Below are 19,417 nucleotides of genomic sequence, written 5' to 3' on the forward strand. Positions count from 1 at the left end.
TAAGGCTTTCCGAATCAGGTCAGCAAATGGAATCCGTTTCGACAAAAAAGGCCGTCTGAAACCATTTCATGTTTCAGACGGCCTTTTCATTTTGGTTTTAAATCAAACTTTATTATTCTGCAGTAGCCGGTTTGGCCACAGTTTTAATGGTTAAGGTCAACGCGGCGGCAATGGCCAGGGAAACACCGGCAAAAGTCATCGCGTTGGCAGGGTTTGAACCCAAGAAGGTTTTGTACACCCAGCCGAAAGATACGGTTTCAATCAGCATTGGAATCACAATCATCATGTTCACAATACCCATGTACACGCCGTAACGTTCTTTCGGAATAGAACCGACCACAATCATAAACGGCACGCCCATCATACTTGCCCAACCGACACCGAAACCGATCATCGGAGCAAACATCAGGTATTTATTGCCGATGTGCGGAATGGTGAGCAAGGCCAGAGCGGCAAGGGTTACGGCAAAGGCGTGAACATATTTGGCGGCGTATTTGCGCGCCATCCACATCAGGCCGAAGGCGGAGATAAAGGTTACCACGTTGTAGAAACCGTTTACCAAACCGGTCCATGCAACCGCTTGACTATATGCTTCGGTATTTTCAACAGTCGAATCCCAAACGGATTGGACGATACTGTGGGAAATATATTGCCAGTAGATGAAGAGTGCGTACCATTGGAAGAGATACACCAAGGCCAGTTGCCATAGGGCAGTCGGCATTTCGCGGACAGCAACGATAATATCTTTAACGGCATGGGCCGGACCGCTCGGCTGGGCTTTAATGGCCGCCATTTCTTCAGGGCTGGGCTCGCGTTCGGCCGTTGATAAAACGGTAACCAAAACCGAACCGATGGAACAGACCGCACCAATATAAAACGAACCGAATACCCAATACGGAATGCCCGCTTCGGAAGTTTGTTGCAACCAGCCGATTTGTTGGAAGATATAGAGGGAAACGTTGGCCAGGGTAATGCCCAAGCCGGTAAACACAGACTGCATCAAGAAACCGGTGGATTGCTGGTGTTCAGGAACGGTATCGGCAATAAAGGCACGGAAAGGTTCCATTGCCGTGTTGTTGCTGATGTCCAAGAGCCACAGCAGCAATACGGCCACCCACAAGGCGGTAACGTGCGGATAAATAAAGAGGCAGAGGCTGCAACCGATGGCGCCGATCAAGAAATACGGACGGCGGCGGCCTAATCCCGGCACCCAAGTGCGGTCACTCATCGCACCAATCATCGGCTGCACCAGCAAACCGGTAATCGGACCTGCCATATTCAAAATCGGCAACTGGCTCGGGTCGGCATGAAGAAAGCTGAAAATCGGGTTAATCGCAGTTTGCTGCAACCCGAAACTATATTGAATACCGAAGAAACCGAAGTTCATCAGCATAATCTGGCGAAGTGTCATCGCCACTTGTGGGGAGATTTTCATAGGAAGGCTACTCCTGGGTAATAAACTATGGAAACAACAAACTCCAATTTCAGCGGTATGACGCTTTTATTGTATTTGGGCTGCCCTTTTTACTGAGGCAACTCCGTTTTCAGACGGCCTTTATTTTGACCGTTTACATGAATCTTATTTTGATGTGTGTTTGTGTTGTTTAAAGCTTATTATTTTCAGGTCGTCTGAAACTATTTATTAATCACAGACTGACGCCAGATGGTTTCCCCAACGACCTTGACTGGCTGAACCGCACCGGTCGGGTGTTCAATGTATTGAAACAGCAAATCCGCCGCCATTTCGCCCATGCGCAGATACGGCAGCTCGGTACTGGTCAACGGCGGAAACAGCGTCTCCGCAATCGCGCTGTGGTTATCATAGCCGGCAACCGAAACTTGCTCGGGAACCCGCATGCCGCGCGTCCTCAAAATCCCGTACACGCGCACTGCCATTTCGTCATTGCCGCAACAAATTACCGTCGGCGGAAGCGGCAAAGACAGCAGCTTCAAAATAGCCGAAATCAAAGACCCGCTGTCGTTACTGAAGTCAGGATAGCCAGTTTGCACCAAATCAGGATCGAAGACAATATCCGCATCAGCCAAAGCACGGCGGTATCCGGCTAATCTCAATCTTGTCGCTTCCACTCCCGGCTGCAAAGTCACATAAGCAATCCGTTTGTGTCCGCTTTGGATAATCCGGCGCACCAAGCCATACTGCCCTGCTTCGTCGTCCGGCAAAACCGCAGGCGTACCCGCCAAATCAAAACAGTTGACCAACACCATCGGACAACGGTTGGGCACTTCCGGCAGCAATACTTCCTGATGGAAACCTGCCACATATAAAATCCCCTCGGCACGATGCTCCATAAAGGTACGAATCAGCGGCTCCATCTGACCGGGCTGACCCGGCTTGTTGTCGATGTCGGCAATCATCAAAATCTTGCCTTGTGCGCGAATCCGCTGCTGAATGCCCTTAATCAAGAACATATCCGGAATGCCGTGTCCGCCCGTATTCTCGCCTGTCCGCGAAATGGCGCCGGTAATCAGACCGACCAATCCGGAACGGTGTGACCGCATAATCCGCGCCGCAGAAGACGGGATATAGCCCAAAGCAGCAATCGCTGTTTCTACTTTGGAACGAGTTTTATCACTGACCGGCGCATCGCCGTTAATTACCCGGCTGACCGTCTTGGGAGATACACCGGCATAAGCAGCAACATCATAAATTGTAGCCATCTTACGGACCCGCCCCGACAAGATTTCAATAATGTTACATAGGATAACACAGCAGACATCGGTGTCATACCCCCTTTTTTACAGAAACTTGATGATAATCAACCGTTTCTATTGCATTTTGCATACACTTCTTAAGCAAAACCGACCCTACCACCTCCCAAAAATTGTCCAAATTTGTTAAACTACAAACAACTATAAAAAGCAGAAAATAGATACCCTGCTTGTTTACCGTTACATACTAAGGAAAAACAAGATGTCCTCATACTCAGACGCATGGCAGGCCTTGGAAGCCCATCATGCCGATACTCAACGTGTCACCCTGCGCGAACGCTTCGACGCAGATGCCGAACGTTTCAATAATATGCACGAAATTCTGCACGGTTTGTTATTTGATTACAGCAAAAACCGCCTAGATGAGAACACCCTTGATTTATTATGCCAACTGGCCGAAGCAGCCGATTTGCCACAATATATGCAGACCATGAGCAGCGGTGAAAAAATCAACACCAGCGAGCACCGCGCCGTTCTCCACACTGCCCTACGCCTGCCTGCCAATGCCAGACCTGTTTACGTTGACGGCGAAAACATCGTGTCCAAAGTTCATCACGAACTCAACCGCACCCTCGAATTCGCACGCCAACTTTTAGACGGTACCCACGCAGGCATTACCGGCAAACCGATTACCGACTTGGTTCACATCGGTATCGGCGGCTCCGATTTAGGCCCGCGCATGGCCACACAGGCGCTGCAACCCTATTGGCAAAACATCCGCGTCCACTTTGTCAGCAACTCCGATGATGCCGACCTGACTCAAACCCTTCTCGGCCTCAATCCCGAGACCACCGTATTCAGCATTGCAAGCAAATCATTCCGTACGCCGGAAACCCTGCTCAATGCCTATGCGGCGCGTACTTGGTACCGCGATGCAGGCTTGCCCGATTCCGGCATCTACCGCCACTTCTGTGCCATTTCCGCCGATGTGGCCGCAGCCCAAAACTTCGGCATCTCCCCCGACAAAGTCTTCGCCATGTCCGACTGGGTCGGTGGACGCTATTCCGTCTGGTCGCCCATCGGCCTCCCGCTGATGGTTGCCGTCGGCGAAAAAGCGTTCCGCAAAATGCTGGCCGGCGCACACGCGATGGATACCCATTTCTTCGAAACACCATTCCGCCGCAACATTCCCGTCCTGATGGCGCTCATCAATGTTTGGTACAACAACTTCCAACATTCAGACGGCCAAACCGTTGTCCCATACAGCCACAACATGCGCCTCTTTACCCCGTGGCTCAACCAGCTCGATATGGAAAGCCTCGGCAAACAGCGTACTTCAGACGGCCAACCCGTTTCCTGCACCACCGGCGGCATTGTCTTTGGTGATGAAGGCGTCAACTGCCAACATGCCTACTTCCAGCTTCTGCACCAAGGTACGCGTCTGATTCCGGTTGATTTCATCGTCCCCATGACCACAGTCTACGGCAACCACCGCCAACACCGCTTCACCGTTGCCAATGCCTTCGCCCAAGCCGAAGCACTGATGAAAGGCAAAACCTTAGACGAAGTGCAAATCGAATTGGCCGCCCTGCCCCAAGACGAACGCGACCGCCTTGCACCGCAAAAAGAATTCCCCGGCAACCGTCCGAGCAACAGCCTGCTCATCGACAGCCTGACGCCTTTCAACCTCGGCATGCTGATGGCTGCTTACGAACATCGTACTTTCGTTCAAGGCGTGATTTGGCGTATCAACCCCTTCGACCAATGGGGCGTGGAATACGGTAAAGAGCTGGCCAAAACCATCGAACCCGAACTCGAACGCGGCACGCCTGCACACGACAGCTCCACCAACGGTCTGATCGCCTTCTACCGCAACTGCAACGCAAGATCGTAGGCCGTCTGAAAATAAAATGCCCGTAAGACAAGCATATCTGCCTGTCTTACGGGCATTTCAAAACCTAATCGGCAGTAAGAATGAACCGTTATTGTTGAAAAATCTACTGGTTAACTTCAATCAGGGAAAGCATGAAGAAGTTAGGAAGTTGGTTGGAAAGTTGATTAGGGTAGATTTTATTCAAATGAAAGACTAGGCTATGAAATCAAAATTTGTGTATAAGTTACTGGTAATTTCAAAGTACCTGTATATTTTAATTTGTATATCAATACCAATCGTTTTTATTTATGAAAGCTACCAAGGAGATAATGTTGATTTTATGATTTATATTCATGCTTTTATTATTTTTTCCATATTGGGTGTATTGGCTCAATATTCTACATCTAATTTTTTTGAAAAGGAAAAATAACATGATTGAACTATCCATTGAGGATCTGGAACTAATTTATGGAGGAGGCTTAGGAGAGAGAATCCTTCAAGGAGGAGCAAATGGTGCATAAATAGGATGCAGGTATTGGTCTGGGTGTCGGTATAGCTTTTGGCAGTATTCCTGCCGGACCAGCTATTATGGTCGGTGGCACAATTGGTGCTGCTGTTGGTGCTGCAACTGGTATGGGTGTTGCAGCATATGAGTATTACCAAGAAACTCAGCCTAAAGGGACAGTAACGGTCGGTCCGATTTCTGCTTTTGCTGTGGACAAATCAGGAAACGGCTACACTGACGGCACAAATTACCACTGATATTTCTCATCGTTCAAACGATCTCTAGGGGTCGTCTGAAACTTTCTTAACTTCAATTTTATGAATACACCCAAGCAATCCTTCTTCCGTCCTGAAGTCTCCGTTGCCCACCAGACCAGTTGTTCCAACAAAAGGCCGTCTGAAACTTAATTTGTCAAAGTTTCAGACGGCCTTTATTCAATAAAGATAGCAGAAGCTCATTCGCCATATCCCCCATCTTTGCTACAATATCCCTTTTCTTTTTTATTGATTCCACTATGACAACCGCACCCCAACCCAGCACTTGGCGCAAGATTTTTTCGCGCAAAATGCTGATTTGTATCTTTACAGGCTTCACTTCGGGGCTGCCGCTTTATTTTCTGATCAACCTGATTCCGGCATGGTTGCGCAGCGAACATGTTGATTTGAAAACCATCGGCCTGATGGCACTTATCGGACTGCCTTTCACTTGGAAATTTATCTGGTCTCCCGTCATTGATTTGGTCAGATTACCTTTTTTAGGACGGCGACGCGGTTGGATGCTGGTTACGCAAATTGGTTTGCTGCTGACCTTGCTCGTTTACGCCTTCCTAAATCCTGCTCAGCATTTATATGTAATTATGGGCTTATCATTGGTGGTCGCCTTTTTTTCTGCCAGCCAAGATATTGTATTGGATGCATTTCGCCGCGAAATTTTGTCAGATGAAGAATTAGGCTTAGGCAACTCTATCCACGTCAATGCCTACCGTATCGCCGCTTTGGTACCCGGCTCGCTCAGCTTAATCTTGGCCGACTTGATGCCTTGGCACAACGTATTCATCATTACTGCACTATTTATGCTGCCCGGTCTGCTGATGACCCTGTTTTTAGCCAAAGAGCCTGACATTCCACCATCTGTGTCGCGTACATTTGCCCAAACAGTCTCTGACCCTTTCAGTGAGTTCTTCTCCCGCAAAGGAATCAAACAGGCCATATTGGTATTGCTGTTTATCTTTCTCTACAAACTGGGCGACAGCATGGCCACTTCTTTGGCTACACCTTTTTATCTGGACATGGGCTTCAGCAAAACCGACATCGGCCTCATTGCCAAAAATGCCGGTTTATGGCCTGCTGTCATTGCCGGTATTGTAGGCGGTATTTGGATGATAAAGCTCGGTATCAATAGAGCTTTGTGGATTTTCGGCGTGGCGCAATGGGTTACTATTCTAGGCTTTGCCTGGTTAGCAAATTTTGGCAAGTTTGAAACCATCACACTGACAGAGCAAATGATGCTTGCGGCCGTGATTGGTGCAGAAGCAGCGGGCGTAGGCTTGGGTACGGCGGCATTTGTCGCCTATATGGCCCGTGAAACCAATCCTGCTTTCACGGCCACACAATTGGCCCTCTTTACCAGCCTGTCAGCCGTTCCCCGTACATTTATCAATGCTTCGGCAGGCTATCTGATTGAAGCGATGGGTTACTTCAATTTCTACTGGCTGTGTTTCGCTTTGGGCATACCGGGCATGTTGTTGCTGTTTAAAGTGGCACCATGGAATGGCGAAAAAGTGAGTAACTAGATTACCAGTCTAAAACTTCTAGCAAAACAAAAGGCCGTCTGAATATTCAGACGGCCTTTATCATACAAAAACTTTATTCGGCAGCAGGTTTGACAGTACTGCGGACATCGCCGCTTTTTTCTTTATGTTTCAAAACAGCGCGGTCAAGTTTGTCCATCAAAACATCAATCGCGGCATACATATCCTGTTCAATCGCTTCAACGTGCAAATCTTTGCCTGCCAAATGCACATCGGCTTCGGCTTTTTGATTGACTTTTTCCACCGAGAGTGTAATGGTCACGGAGATGATGTTGTCGGCGTGGCGATTGATTCGTGCCAACTTGTCGGAAACATAGTTTTTGATGGCTTCGGTAACATCAAAATTCAGACCGGTGATTTTCAGATTCATGATACAGCTCCTTCGGTTGATTAGTCCGTCAAAACGGATCGGAATATATCTACTCGGTAAATTTTCGTTTGTGTGCCGGTGGTATGTCTAATGATTCTCTATATTTTGCAACTGTACGTCTGGCGATTTCAATGCCGCGTTGTTTTAATAATTTAACGAGGGTCTCGTCCGAATAGGGTTTGCTGCTGTCTTCACTTTCAATCAGCTGGCTCAATACGGCTTTGATTGCGCCTTGGCTGAACCCTTCGCCGTCATCATCAGCATTCACTGCCTGTGTGAAGAAATAGCGTAACGCAAACAGGCCACGCGGGCAAGACAAATATTTCTGGTTGGCAGCGCGCGAAATAGTGCTTTCCGCCAAACCCAATTCGGCGGCGGCATCTTTCATCAGCATGGGCGACAGGCCGATTTCGCCGAAGATGAAAAAATCTTCCTGATTTTTGACAATATACTCGGCAAGGCGGAGGACTGTGCTTTTGCGCAGTTCCAAAGAATCAATGCGCTGTTTGGCTTCACTGATTTTTTCCTTCCACTTCGGCGCGCCCTCTTCCACCGATTTCATCAGGTCGCAATATTCCTGATTGAGCTGCAGCTTCGGCCAAGCCGCCTCGTTGCTGATGACTTCCCAGCCGTCCTTGCCCTCTTTGACCCAAACGTCAGGCTGAATATAAGGTGTAGGCGTGGCAGAGGCGAAACCGTAGGCCGGATAGGGATTGAGCCCGGCAATCATATCGAGCGCGGCTTCTATGGTTTCGCTGTCGGTATCGGGATAGAGTTTGCGGAAACGCAGAACGTTTTGTTTGCGGTTTTTGCCTAACTCTTGAAGCGAACTTTGCACCAAATGCGCGGCCATTTGCCGTGCAGGAGAAGCCGGCAAACGCATCAGCTGCAGCATGAGCGACTCGGTCAAATCGGCCGCCGCCACGCCGGGCGGCTCAAAGGTTTGCAATACATCCAGCGCATTTTGCAGGGCGTCTTCGTCCAACATCCATTCTAACGGCGTGTGGTCGATGATTTCTTCGAGGCTGTCGGTGAGGTAGCCTTGTTCATCCAAAAAATCAATCAAAACGTGAACATAGGCCGCTTCCACTTGCGAGAGCGGATGCTCGCACACTTGGGCATGCAGATAGTGTTTGAAATCCTCTTCTTCGGCGATGTTACTCCAAATATCTTCGGCATCATCGCCGCTCAACTGCTGACCTGCACGCGGCATGGTGATGGCACGGTTGAGCCCACTATCGGCAAACTCATCGGTTTCCGGACGTTCAAGCAGAGGATTGTCTAATAACCAGTCTTCCACTTCGCGCTCAAGCTCAAGACCCGACATCTGCAAGATGCGCAGAGACTGCTGCAGCCGCTGGTTGAGCTGCTGGGTCTGTTTGAGTTTAAGGACGAGTGAAGACATAGCGTTTTTTCGAAGTGTATGGATAGTTTTTCAGACGGCCTTTATACGGAGGGCCGTCTGAAAAACTAGGTTATCGTATTATATTTGTATTCTTAGTAATTATTTCAATATTTACAGATACCCTCAATTGAAATGAGAGCCTCGTGTGAAACCGGTTTTACGATTGCCGTCAAATATGCATTCAATATTTGAAATTTTCACCCAAGTAAACCGAACGGACTTGTTCATTGTTGACCAAATCATCCGGCTTGCCCGAAGCCAATACCGTACCATCACTGATGATGTAGGCACGGTCGCAGATGCTGAGGGTTTCGCGCACGTTGTGGTCGGTAATCAATACGCCGATACCGCGTGATTTGAGGAACTCGATGATTTTCTGAATATCGATGACGGCAATCGGGTCAACGCCGGCAAAAGGTTCGTCCAACAAAATGAAACGCGGCTGCATGGCCAGCACGCGTGCGATTTCGACACGGCGGCGTTCGCCACCGGACAAAGACGGCGCAGGGTTGTTGCGCAGGCGCTCGATATTCAAATCTGCCAACAGTTTTTCAAGTTCAGCATCGATGCGGCTTTTGTCCTTCATGCTGATTTCCAAAATGGCGCGGATATTTTGTTCCACGGTCATTTTGCGGAAAATCGAGGCTTCCTGCGGCAGATAGCCGACGCCGAGGCGGGCGCGTTCGTGAATGGGCAGGTGACGCAACTCTTGGCCGTCCAGCATCACGCTGCCTGCATCGGCGGCAATCAGGCCGACAATCATGTAAAAGCTGGTGGTCTTACCCGCGCCGTTGGGGCCGAGCAGGCCGATGACTTCGCCGCTTTCGATTTCAAGGGAGAAGCTTTTGACGACTTGGCGTTTTTTGAAACTTTTTTGCAGGTTTTGAACCACAAGACGGCTGTTGTTTGCGCTCATATTCTATTGACTTTCGATATTGACCTCAGGCCGTCTGAACCTTTTTCAGACGGCCTTTTTGTGTGTTTTCTTATTTGTTTTTCTGCGTGCTGGACGGCTGGATGACAACGCTGACGCGGCCGGATTTCGCAGCGGATTTCACACCGGATTTGGCACTGCCGTTAATGGTGTAAACCTCGGTTTTGGTGTTGTAAGTGATGACCGCACCTTCGGCTACATCGCCGCCTCGCTGTACTTTGGCATTACCGGTCAGGGTAACCAGACTGGCTGCGGAAGAATACGTGACGGTATTGGCTTGGCCGTTGACCACGCCTTTACCGCCGTCCAACTCTTGGCTGAATTTGACGGGAGAGCCGGTGGCTTTCATCAACTGCTCGCTTTTGTCGTTGCGCGAAACGGTCACGCTGCCGGCACGGATATTGAGCGTGCCTTGTTTGATGATGACGTTGCCGGAAAAGGTGGTGCTTTGGTTGTTTTGGTCAAGCGAGCCTTGGTCGGCTTCGATTTGAATCGGCTGCTTGCTGTCGCTTTGCAGGGCAAAGGCCGGGCTAGCGGCAAAAACGGCAACAAGGGCTAAGGTTTTACAAATTTTTTGTATCATAAATTGTGGCTTTCACTTTGGAAGGGAAATTCAGCAAACCGGTTTTGTGGTCATAAGTCATGCCGTTTGCCTGACCGCCAGACTGTCCGTATTGGAAAGTAACGGGACTGTCGGTATGGGCGTATTGCGCTTCGGTATCGACATTCAAGCGTTCGGTTTTGACGATGCCGGCCAAACGCTTGGTATCTGCCGCTTTGTTTAAGACGACATTTTGTTCAAAAACGACTTTCTTGTTTTGAATATTGTACGCAGCCTTGTCGCTGCCGACTTCGTACAGCAGGCTGCCGTCGCGGTAAAACGAAAGGTGTGGTTTATCCAAATGCACATCCGCGCTATTCGGATATTGGACGGCATCGGCCGCGCTCAGGTTTTCTTTCAGACGGCCTTCTTGGTCAAAACGTTTGCCGTTGATGCCTTTCATCGAATATTGCGGCTCATTCGGATTGAGGACGACTTCTTCGACCTGCACTTCGCTGATGCGGCCGAGCCATGCCGCCAGTGCTCCGAGTGAAACGGCCAACACCAGCGGAAAAGCGATTCCGTAACGCCATCTGATTTTCATCGTACATACTCTTTCAAAGCAGGTTCAAGCGTACCTTGCGCCTGCATAATCAAATCGCACACTTCACGCACCGCGCCTGCGCCGCCGGAACGTCGGGTTACATAATGGGCGTATTGCAAAGTAAACCAATGCGCTTCAGGGACGGCGACCGCTAATCCGCAACGCACCATCACGGGCAAATCGACAACATCGTCGCCGACAAAGGCGCACTCATACTCCTCCACACCGGCCTGTTCGCGTAATTGGGCATAGGCGGCACGTTTGTCGTGAATGCCTTTGAAGTAATAGTTGATACCGAGCTGCTTCACGCGGATACTGACGGAAGGCGCATCACGGCCGGTAATAATTGCAGTTTGCACACCGCTGGCCTGAAGCATTTTCAAACCGTGTCCGTCCAAAGTGTGGAACGATTTGATTTCTTCGCCGTTGTCACGGATAAAAATGCGGCCGTCGGTCAAAACGCCGTCCACATCCAGTATCAGCAGTTTGATATCTAAAGCGCGTTGTTGCAGGTCGGAAGAGAGGTTTTGCATAAGGTTTCCTTATTTCAGACGGCCTATTCTAGCATAAGGCCGTCTGAAAACGTTTTTGCCGTCGATTCAGACAATTCGTGCCATCAATAAATCGTGCATATTCAGCGCGCCAATCAGTACGCCGTTTTCTTCGACCACCAGCAAACCGTTCACATGGCCGCTTTGCATGGCTTTCAAGGCTTCAGTGGCAAGGCGGTCGGCGGAAATGGTTTTCGGCGAAGCGTGCATGATGTCGTCCACTTTTAAACCGGCAAAGCTGTCGCGTTCTTGAAACAGACGGCGCAAATCGCCATCGGTAAATACGCCTTTCAGACGGCCTTCGGCATCGGTTACCGCCAACATGCCCAAGCCTTTTTCACTCATGCGGACAATGGCTTCTTTCAACGGCGTGCCCAACAAAACGGCAGGCAAGGCTTCTTCTTTGTGCATGATATCCGCCACGCGCAGCAACAGGCGTTTGCCCAGGCTACCGGCCGGATGGCTTAAAGCAAAATCATCCGGCGTAAACGCACGCGCCTGCAGCAATACCACCGCCAGCGCATCGCCCAAGGCCATTACGGCAGTCGTACTGGAAGTCGGCGCAAGGCCGAGCGGGCACGCCTCTTTGGAAACCGCCGCGGTAATGTGAATATCGGCATGTCGTGCCATGGTCGAAGTCGGATGGGCAGTGATGCAGATGAGCGTGATGTTTTTGCGTTTCAACGCCGGAATAATCGCTGCAATTTCATCGCTTTCGCCGGAATTGGAAATGGCAACCACGACATCGTGGTCCACAATCATGCCCAAATCGCCGTGCGCCGCTTCGGCAGGATGGACGAAAAACGCAGGCGTGCCGGTCGAAGCCATGGTTGCCGCCATTTTGCGGCCGATGTGTCCGGACTTACCCATGCCGGTAATGACGACCCTGCCCTTGCAGTGCAACAACGCTTCCGCCGCACGGACAAAATCATGGTTCAAAGCCGCCGCAATTTCACGCAAACCTTCGGCTTCCGTATCTAATACATCGCGCGCCCAGTCGAGATAAAGTGTGTTTTCCGCCATCAAAGCCACCTTTCGTGCTTGAATTTAGGTTTGTTTTGCCCAAATTAATCGGCTGTAAACTGTTCAAATTCATCGAATCGGCGTAGCATTACCGCCACTTCACAAACAAACCTATTATGTAAAAGGAATCAGAGATGACTATTTTATCGGACGTTAAAGCATTAGGACAACAAATCTGGTTGGACAACCTCTCCCGTTCGCTGGTACAAAGCGGCGAATTGGCCGAAATGCTGAAACAGGGCGTATGCGGCGTAACTTCCAATCCTGCCATCTTCCAAAAAGCCTTTGCAGGCGATGCCCTGTACGCCGACGAAGTAGCCGCGCTCAAACAGCAAGACCTGACCCCGAAACAACGCTACGAAACCATGGCGGTTGCCGATGTACAAGCCGCTTGCGACGTGTGCCTTGCCGAACATGAATCCACCGGCGGCAAAACCGGCTTCGTCAGCCTCGAAGTTTCGCCTGAATTATCCAAAGACGCGCAAGGCACAGTTGAAGAAGCACGCCGCCTGCACGCCGCCATCGGCCGTAAAAATGCCATGATTAAAGTACCGGCAACCGACGAAGGCATCGAAGCGCTTAAAACTCTCGTTTCAGACGGCATCAGCGTCAACCTGACCCTGCTCTTCTCCCGCACCCAAACCCTCAAAGCCTATGCAGCCTACGCTCGCGGCATTGCCAAACGTTTGGAGGCAGGACATGATGTTTCCCATATCCAAGTTGTCGCCAGCTTCTTTATTTCCCGTGTCGATGCCGCATTGGACGCCACCCTGCCCGACCACCTCAAAGGTAAAGTCGCCATTGCGCTGGCCAAAGCCGCCTATCAAGATTGGGCGCAATACTTCAGCAGCAGCGAATTTGCCGCACTTTCCGAAAAAGGTGCCAACCGCGTCCAACTTTTATGGGCATCTACCGGCGTGAAAAACCCTGCCTATCCTGACACTTTGTATGTTGACAGCCTGATTGGCGCCCATACCGTCAACACCGTTCCCGATGCCACACTCAAAGCCTTTATCGACCACGGCACCGCCAAAGCCACTTTGACCGAAGGTGTGGATGAAGCCCAAGCACAGCTTGCCGAAACCACGAAACTCGGCATTGATGTCGAAACTTTGGCAACTCGTTTGCAGGAAGACGGTTTGAAACAATTTGAAGACGCTTTCGCCAAACTACTAGCTCCCTTAGCTTAAGCGGATTGAACGGACGGTCGAGAAACTTAAATCATTTTAAAAAGTCTCAGGCCGTCTGAAACTCAAATTCGGGCGTGTACGGCACGCCCTTTTCTATCACGATTTGAATACCGTGCAGGCATACTAGCCCTGCCCTACAAAACCACCCTGCCATGTATATAGGACGTTTCGCCCCCAGCCCTACCGGCCTGCTTCATATCGGCTCCCTACTGACCGCCGTTGCCTCCTATGCCGATGCGCGCGCTCATCAGGGCAAATGGCTGGTCCGCATTGAAGACCTTGACCCCCCGCGCGAAATGCCCGGCGCCGTCGCCGACATTTTGCGCACGCTTGAAGCTTTCGGCTTTGAGTGGGACGGCGAAGTCGCCTATCAAAGCCGCCGTTATAACCTATATCAAGATACCCTCGACCGCCTCAAAGCAGCCGGGCTGGTGTATCCCTGCTATTGCAGCCGCAAAGACTGGCAGGCGGTGGCAACACATGGCGCAGACGGATTTGTGTATAACGGCCGTTGCCGCAATCCTCAGCAAAGACCCGACACGCAAAACAAAACGCCGGCATGGCGCATTCAAGTTCCCGATCGCGTAATCGGTTTTTCAGACGGCATTGTCGGATATTACGCACAAAATCTGGCACACGATATCGGCGATTTCGTCCTGCTTCGTGCCGACGGCTATTGGGCATATCAGCTTGCCGTGGTTGCCGACGATGCCGATCAAGGCATAACGCATATCGTCCGCGGTCAGGACTTGCTCGTTTCCACGCCGCGCCAAATCTATCTGCAACAATGCCTAGGCGTTCCCACCCCGGCCTACGCCCACCTTCCCCTACTGACCAACAACCAAGGGCAAAAATGGTCGAAACAAACCCTTGCCCCGGCTTTGGATTTGAATCAAAAAGAACAACTTCTCCGCCAAGTCCTAACCTATCTCAACCTACCTGATGCACCTGTTGTGAACCGTCCGCAAGAATTGCTCGATTGGGCGGTCGCACACTGGCAAATGGACAAAATCCCAAAATCGTCCATTATCACGGACTGAATTAGCGCAATTACAACAAAATTACTCTAGGTATTACAATATTTCATAAAATTATGTAAGTAATCTTCCGATTCATCCCAAACCATGCCCAAGAAGCGAAAAATCATGTATATTTTAAGAATTTCCTAAAATTGTCACAAACTGATAATTTCAAGCTTACAACAACATACGGCTGACGCGTTATTGAGGACGACAAAGCGCGGCAGATCTCCCACGATACAACAAAAAGAATACCGCTATGCCAAGTGCCATTATTGTAGAAGACGAAGTATTAGCAGCAGAACGCTTACGTGTATTATTGGAAGAGTGCAATGTCGTACTGCTCAACGTCTTTCACCATGCCATGCCAGCATTGGAGTGGCTGAGCGTCCACGAAGTCGACATCGTCTTTGCCGACATCGGCATGCCAGAAATCGACGGTCTCGAGTTTGTCGAACGCATTAAGCGTACCGCCAAACGCCAGCCGGAAATTGTATTCACCACAGCCTACGAAGAACATGCCCTGCGCGCGTTTGAGCTGGCTGCCGCAGACTATCTGCTCAAACCAATCAAAATGACCCGCCTGCAAACCGCGCTTGACCGCATCATCGAGAAAAACCGCGAAAAAGCAGACAGTTTCACCCATTTCAAAGTGTACAACCGAGAACGCATGGTTGAAATCCCATGGCAACAGGCGCGTTACCTGATGGCGGAACACAAAACCGTCTATCTGTTTACCGGCGACGGCCAAAGCTACGAATTACCGAAGACCTTGGTTTACTGGGAAGAATTGCTGGGCGACAAAGTCATCCGCATCCACCGCAATGCCCTCGTCTTCCGCCACACCCTAGACAGTCTGATTCGACTGGACGATGACGAAAACGATGAATCCGCATCCACGTGGAGCGCTAAAATTCTCGATATTCCGACCCCGTTGCCCGTCAGCCGCCGGCAACTCTCCACCCTGCGGAAAATCATTAAAAACAGCATCTAACAATGCGCTCCTTGACTCGTTCTCTTTAAATCAAAGGCCGTCTGAAAAGATACTTTTCAGACGGCCTTTTAACTTATCAGCCAAATGGTAGAAATTTAAAAAAAGAATAGTCCAAATCTGTCGTTTAGCTCTATCCAAGCTTTCAATTTGATCAAAGCTTGTTTTGCCCTCAAACAAGCTTTTCTATCCACCAATCCAACATTTTTGAATTACTACTACTCAACAGAAAAGGCCGTCTGAAAAATTCAGACGGCCTCGATATTCAAGCCTTACAAATTAAAAGAACAATTCACGCCAGCTGATACGTTTGAGTCCGCATGTACGGCCTTCTACTTTCAGGCTGACCAGTTGGTTAGACAAGAGACTGCGATCACCCTTGGTTGCGAAACATTTATTGTTTGGCACGCTCGGCGTAGCGTTCAGCTCCTTATCCGTACCCGTGCCGCCGCTATCGCCATCGGCAGTTACCGGAGAATCGTCGGCTTTGCTGGAATTCAGATAAGTAAAATTGATAACACCATCAAAAGTCATACCGTTGGCGTAATAAATCTGACCATTATTTTCACGTTTGAAAAATGTGCGATCCTTATCCTTACTGGAGATACGCGCATCACGCAAGCCCAAACGTCCGCCGTTTTCGGCATTTACGCCCAGAATAATCGTTTTCGCAGTCGTTTGTTCGGACTTACTGTCCGGCAAACAAACATCGGTACCGGAAGAATCAGGATGAATTGTTTTGGTTTCATACTTACGGATGGTCAGAACAGCTGTACGCAAAATCATCGTCGGTTTGACAGTCACACGTTCATTCGGACCTAAAGTCAGACTCCAGCCTTTTTTGCCTTCACCAACCTTATTATTGCTGACATAAATGTGTTCGCCGTCACTTTCTCTGGTTTGCTGTTCCAACTCACTGCTGTTTGCCAAAACCGCTTTTTTAGATTCATCAGTAGACACATCGTCGTAAATACCATAAACGGCATTGATTTGTCCGTTGGTACCTTCTAGTTCATTCTGATAAATCTCGCTACCCGTACCAAAAATAACGACATACTTGTCTTTACCGCGACGGGAGACTGCAGGCGCAGACGTAATCGGTTGATTACCCGAGCCTTGGAAAATCATTTGTGCCGACCATTCAGACGGTGTTTCACCACTCAAGTCGAAGCGGAACATATTACCGTAACGGTCGCCTGCATAGGCAATATCGACAATACCGTCAAAATCGGTGTCTACCAAAGTGGGGGTAGAGAGGCCCCCTTTGCCATTGTGAACAGGAATTCTGCGCAAGAGCTTGCCGGCTTCTTTAGAAAAAGAAACATTAGTGCCAGTATTTTTCGTCCCTGCCTCTTTCCCTGTCATATCATAGACATATAAAGCCGTGTCATTATCCTCACTATTCAGGTCTTCAGTACGATAACCGCTGGCCAAAAAGCCCGCATAACGCACATTCGATTCCAGATTAACCGGAGTAGTATCGCGCTTGATGGAAACACGACCAATTTGTGTCGAACCAATGGTGTAACCCAGCTTATTGCCAGCGCCTTTTTCTGTTTCAAACAAAGGTACAGTCGTATCCCAACGACTACGATCACTGTCAGCCACTGCACCAATATTCAACGCATATGCACCGCGTCCACCCTGACCCATCGCACCAAACATAAAGGTTTGCTTCTTATCAGGCGTTTGACGGAGAACAAAACCACCATTGACCATATAGCGGTGTGGTTGTCCTTTTGTGGAACCATAGCCCTCACGAGCAATATCCTTCAGAACTTTGCCCAAAGTTGTCGCTTGACCTTGATCGTCCTCGCGCTCCATGCTTGCCGGGATATAGCTGAGTTTCAAGTCATAAGGATTGCTTGACGTATCATTACGACGGAAAATATGCACCATACCGTCATTGGCAGCGGCGACCAAAAACTCTTGACGGCCTTTATCCTTATCCCCAATAGCTGCAACCGAACCGTCTAAAATATCGCCCAAATTACGTTCATCTTTATTTGGATCATTAGGGTCAGTCGGACGGATACGATAAGACTGGCTATAATCTTTTGCTCCTGCATCCGCTTTAATGGCTTCATCACTCCCTGCTCGGCCAGTCCATTTCAGCAATGCATTTTTCCATTCCAACTTATCTTTCGCACTGCCGTCTGAAATGCCAAAATCAGAATTTTCAGCCTCATTATCTGCAACGCTATCGATGAAATAGATCTTACTGCCATCATTAACCAAAGTGAGGCGGTTATTAAATGATGGCTGGTCAAACTCTGTCGTATTGATAGGCGTACCATCGCGTTTTAATTTATAAAACCGCAACTGACTGCTCCAAGAGCCGGTATTCAAATGAACCGTTGCCGCCATATTGGGAATACCTGTACTAGTCGTCACCGGCGCAGTTGAAGCTGCCCCTTCAAATTTCATTATTTTGCTGTCAGTTTCAATATTGTCGATAATGGTTTTAAAGGCCTCAAGCAACTTTTCAGGTTTTGAGGCATTAAAATACCATTCCGGGCGACTGGCACCCTTTTCCAGATACTTCTTCCCGACTGGAGAGATTCCCTCACCAAAGCCCACGGTAAAAGTCTGAACCAATTGCTTGCTATAATCTACGCCTTTAGGATCGCTTGGATCACCATCCCAGCTCTTGCCTGCAGCATCTCGACGATCTTCTGGCTTAATCGCAGCATCTAGACGATTTTCTGACTTAATCGCAGGTTTAATATCTTTTTCTGCCAAAGTCTGGCTAAAGAAACGCATACCGCGTTTTTCATCCTCATAGTTCCTATCCCAATAAGGAACAATAATTTCGCCAATGCCTTTGACTTCTTGTTTACCATCTTTTTTTTCATCTAAAAGCACCCAATCCCCTGAAGCATTTTTTGCATAATCAGTATATTGGCATTGAAACTTTTTCTCCCCTTCAGGAGTATTCAATCTCGGATCATAATTTAGCAGATCAAAATATCCTTCAAGGCCGTTTCCTGAAAATTTCTTGCCTTTCCTATGTTTATCTTCATCTTCATAAGCTTTTACTTCAGACGGCCCGAAATATTCATAGACCTCATCCGAGCTACGATCAATAGCACGGTAATAGTTTGAATAATAATATTTTCGGTCATAATTGAAATTAGTATTGTCAGAATTACTTGGATTTTCTCCAGAGGACTGATTGCTACAACTCATATTGGCATCGCCATCAGAAACCACGACAACATAGGATTTCTGACAGCGGTATTTGATATTCGGTATGACAAAATTTTTGACGACCTCATAATAACGGCGCGTTGTCGGCGTAGCTTTGTAAGCCAACATCTCATCTACCTTTTTACTGACATATTCCCAGTTCCGATCGGCAGAACCATCCGTAAAGCCTTCAGTATCCTTCATATCGCCTTTGGTATCGTCAGGGCTAGGCAATTTTGCATATGCGTAAATAGCATTATTCTTTTTCCTTGTTTCCTCATCCCATTTCAAATACCGAGGATTATTGTGTAAAGTCTGCAAGCCCCAGTTAAACTGATCTTTATACCGCTCCAAAACCTGCTTTAATGCCGATTTTGCAATATTGATTTTTCTATTCTTATCATCTACACGATATTCACCCTTGGCATCAGCCAACATACTGCCCGAATCATCAATCAAAAACATAATATTGTGTTTGACTTTGGGCTGGCCAATAGGCTCGTTTACGTTTTTCAGATAAAACGGAATTTCGGCAAAACTATTCTTTTCTTTAGATTGCTGGGTATTTGCCTGAACGGAAAAGCTAATGAGGGCTAAGGCGGAAGCGATGCTTGCATGAATAAGGCGATGGCGGCCTGATGGAGCGTTTTGCATAATGTGTTCTTTTTTCATCGGATAATCTCAGTTAAAAATGACGTTGTTTTTATTTTTTATGGGGCTACGATTTTAGCATAAACAGCCT

At 48.8% G+C, this 19,417-nt stretch carries 16 protein-coding genes; 6 read left to right on the plus strand and 10 right to left on the minus strand.

Features of this window, described 5'->3' with window-relative positions; all coding sequences use genetic code 11:
* Window positions 1-112: 112 nt before the first annotated feature.
* Window positions 113-1,435 carry an MFS transporter gene (locus tag ACTHTU_RS05685; protein ID WP_440362022.1) on the minus strand — a complete coding sequence of 441 codons (1,323 nt, stop codon included), beginning with the start codon at window positions 1,433-1,435 and terminating at the stop codon, window positions 113-115.
* A gap of 200 nt (window positions 1,436-1,635) precedes the next feature.
* A complete protein-coding gene (locus tag ACTHTU_RS05690) occupies window positions 1,636-2,679 on the minus strand; it encodes a LacI family DNA-binding transcriptional regulator (protein WP_440362023.1) in 1,044 nt (347 codons plus the stop codon).
* Window positions 2,680-2,932: 253 nt separating this feature from the next.
* Between ACTHTU_RS05690 and pgi the strand changes: the two genes are divergently transcribed.
* The 3 genes from pgi (at window position 2,933) to ACTHTU_RS05705 (ending at window position 6,840) form a co-directional block, all read left to right on the plus strand.
* The gene (gene pgi / locus ACTHTU_RS05695) at window positions 2,933-4,564 is read left to right on the plus strand and encodes a glucose-6-phosphate isomerase (protein ID WP_440362024.1); all 1,632 of its coding nucleotides are present in this window, start codon (window positions 2,933-2,935) and stop codon (window positions 4,562-4,564) included.
* Between the two features lie 567 nt (window positions 4,565-5,131).
* A complete protein-coding gene (locus ACTHTU_RS05700) occupies window positions 5,132-5,305 on the plus strand; it encodes a hypothetical protein (protein WP_224783520.1) in 174 nt (57 codons plus the stop codon).
* A 257-nt stretch (window positions 5,306-5,562) separates the two neighbouring features.
* Window positions 5,563-6,840: an AmpG family muropeptide MFS transporter gene (locus ACTHTU_RS05705; protein ID WP_440362025.1), complete on the plus strand. Its 1,278-nt coding sequence runs from the start codon at window positions 5,563-5,565 to the stop codon at window positions 6,838-6,840.
* Between the two features lie 73 nt (window positions 6,841-6,913).
* Here the strand turns inward: ACTHTU_RS05705 and hpf are convergent, their stop codons facing one another.
* From hpf to ACTHTU_RS05740, 7 genes are all read right to left on the minus strand, one after another.
* Window positions 6,914-7,228 (minus strand): ribosome hibernation-promoting factor, HPF/YfiA family, encoded by a 315-nt coding sequence (hpf, locus tag ACTHTU_RS05710; RefSeq protein WP_049335299.1) that lies wholly within the window; start codon window positions 7,226-7,228, stop codon window positions 6,914-6,916.
* A 49-nt stretch (window positions 7,229-7,277) separates the two neighbouring features.
* Window positions 7,278-8,633 (minus strand): RNA polymerase factor sigma-54, encoded by a 1,356-nt coding sequence (gene rpoN, locus ACTHTU_RS05715; protein WP_440362026.1) that lies wholly within the window; start codon window positions 8,631-8,633, stop codon window positions 7,278-7,280.
* Window positions 8,634-8,814: 181 nt separating this feature from the next.
* Window positions 8,815-9,549, minus strand: a complete 735-nt coding sequence (gene lptB, locus ACTHTU_RS05720) for an LPS export ABC transporter ATP-binding protein (RefSeq protein ID WP_003679854.1) — start codon at window positions 9,547-9,549, stop codon at window positions 8,815-8,817.
* A 70-nt stretch (window positions 9,550-9,619) separates the two neighbouring features.
* Entirely contained in the window at window positions 9,620-10,150 is a 531-nt protein-coding gene (gene lptA, locus ACTHTU_RS05725) for a lipopolysaccharide transport periplasmic protein LptA (protein ID WP_049328829.1), read from the minus strand.
* The gene (lptC, locus tag ACTHTU_RS05730) at window positions 10,131-10,712 is read right to left on the minus strand and encodes an LPS export ABC transporter periplasmic protein LptC (protein WP_440362027.1); all 582 of its coding nucleotides are present in this window, start codon (window positions 10,710-10,712) and stop codon (window positions 10,131-10,133) included. The genes lptA and lptC overlap by 20 nt, the downstream gene beginning before the upstream one ends.
* Window positions 10,709-11,245 carry a KdsC family phosphatase gene (locus ACTHTU_RS05735; RefSeq protein ID WP_440362028.1) on the minus strand — a complete coding sequence of 179 codons (537 nt, stop codon included), beginning with the start codon at window positions 11,243-11,245 and terminating at the stop codon, window positions 10,709-10,711. The genes lptC and ACTHTU_RS05735 overlap by 4 nt, the downstream gene beginning before the upstream one ends.
* 66 nt (window positions 11,246-11,311) lie before the next feature.
* Window positions 11,312-12,286 carry a KpsF/GutQ family sugar-phosphate isomerase gene (locus ACTHTU_RS05740; RefSeq protein WP_440362029.1) on the minus strand — a complete coding sequence of 325 codons (975 nt, stop codon included), beginning with the start codon at window positions 12,284-12,286 and terminating at the stop codon, window positions 11,312-11,314.
* A 134-nt stretch (window positions 12,287-12,420) separates the two neighbouring features.
* Between ACTHTU_RS05740 and tal the strand changes: the two genes are divergently transcribed.
* From tal to ACTHTU_RS05755, 3 genes are all read left to right on the plus strand, one after another.
* Window positions 12,421-13,476 (plus strand): transaldolase, encoded by a 1,056-nt coding sequence (gene tal / locus ACTHTU_RS05745; protein ID WP_440362030.1) that lies wholly within the window; start codon window positions 12,421-12,423, stop codon window positions 13,474-13,476.
* Between the two features lie 152 nt (window positions 13,477-13,628).
* Window positions 13,629-14,516, plus strand: coding sequence for a tRNA glutamyl-Q(34) synthetase GluQRS (gene gluQRS, locus ACTHTU_RS05750; RefSeq protein WP_440362031.1), 888 nt, complete (start codon window positions 13,629-13,631; stop codon window positions 14,514-14,516).
* A 238-nt stretch (window positions 14,517-14,754) separates the two neighbouring features.
* Window positions 14,755-15,489, plus strand: a complete 735-nt coding sequence (locus ACTHTU_RS05755) for a LytR/AlgR family response regulator transcription factor (protein WP_070459495.1) — start codon at window positions 14,755-14,757, stop codon at window positions 15,487-15,489.
* Between the two features lie 276 nt (window positions 15,490-15,765).
* Here the strand turns inward: ACTHTU_RS05755 and pilC are convergent, their stop codons facing one another.
* The gene (pilC, locus tag ACTHTU_RS05760) at window positions 15,766-19,347 is read right to left on the minus strand and encodes a PilC family type IV pilus tip adhesin (protein WP_440362032.1); all 3,582 of its coding nucleotides are present in this window, start codon (window positions 19,345-19,347) and stop codon (window positions 15,766-15,768) included.
* Window positions 19,348-19,417: the final 70 nt, after the last annotated feature.

The sequence above is a fragment of the Neisseria sp. P0020.S005 genome (assembly GCF_051957055.1).
GTDB classification, from domain to species: Bacteria; Pseudomonadota; Gammaproteobacteria; order Burkholderiales; family Neisseriaceae; genus Neisseria; species Neisseria subflava_A.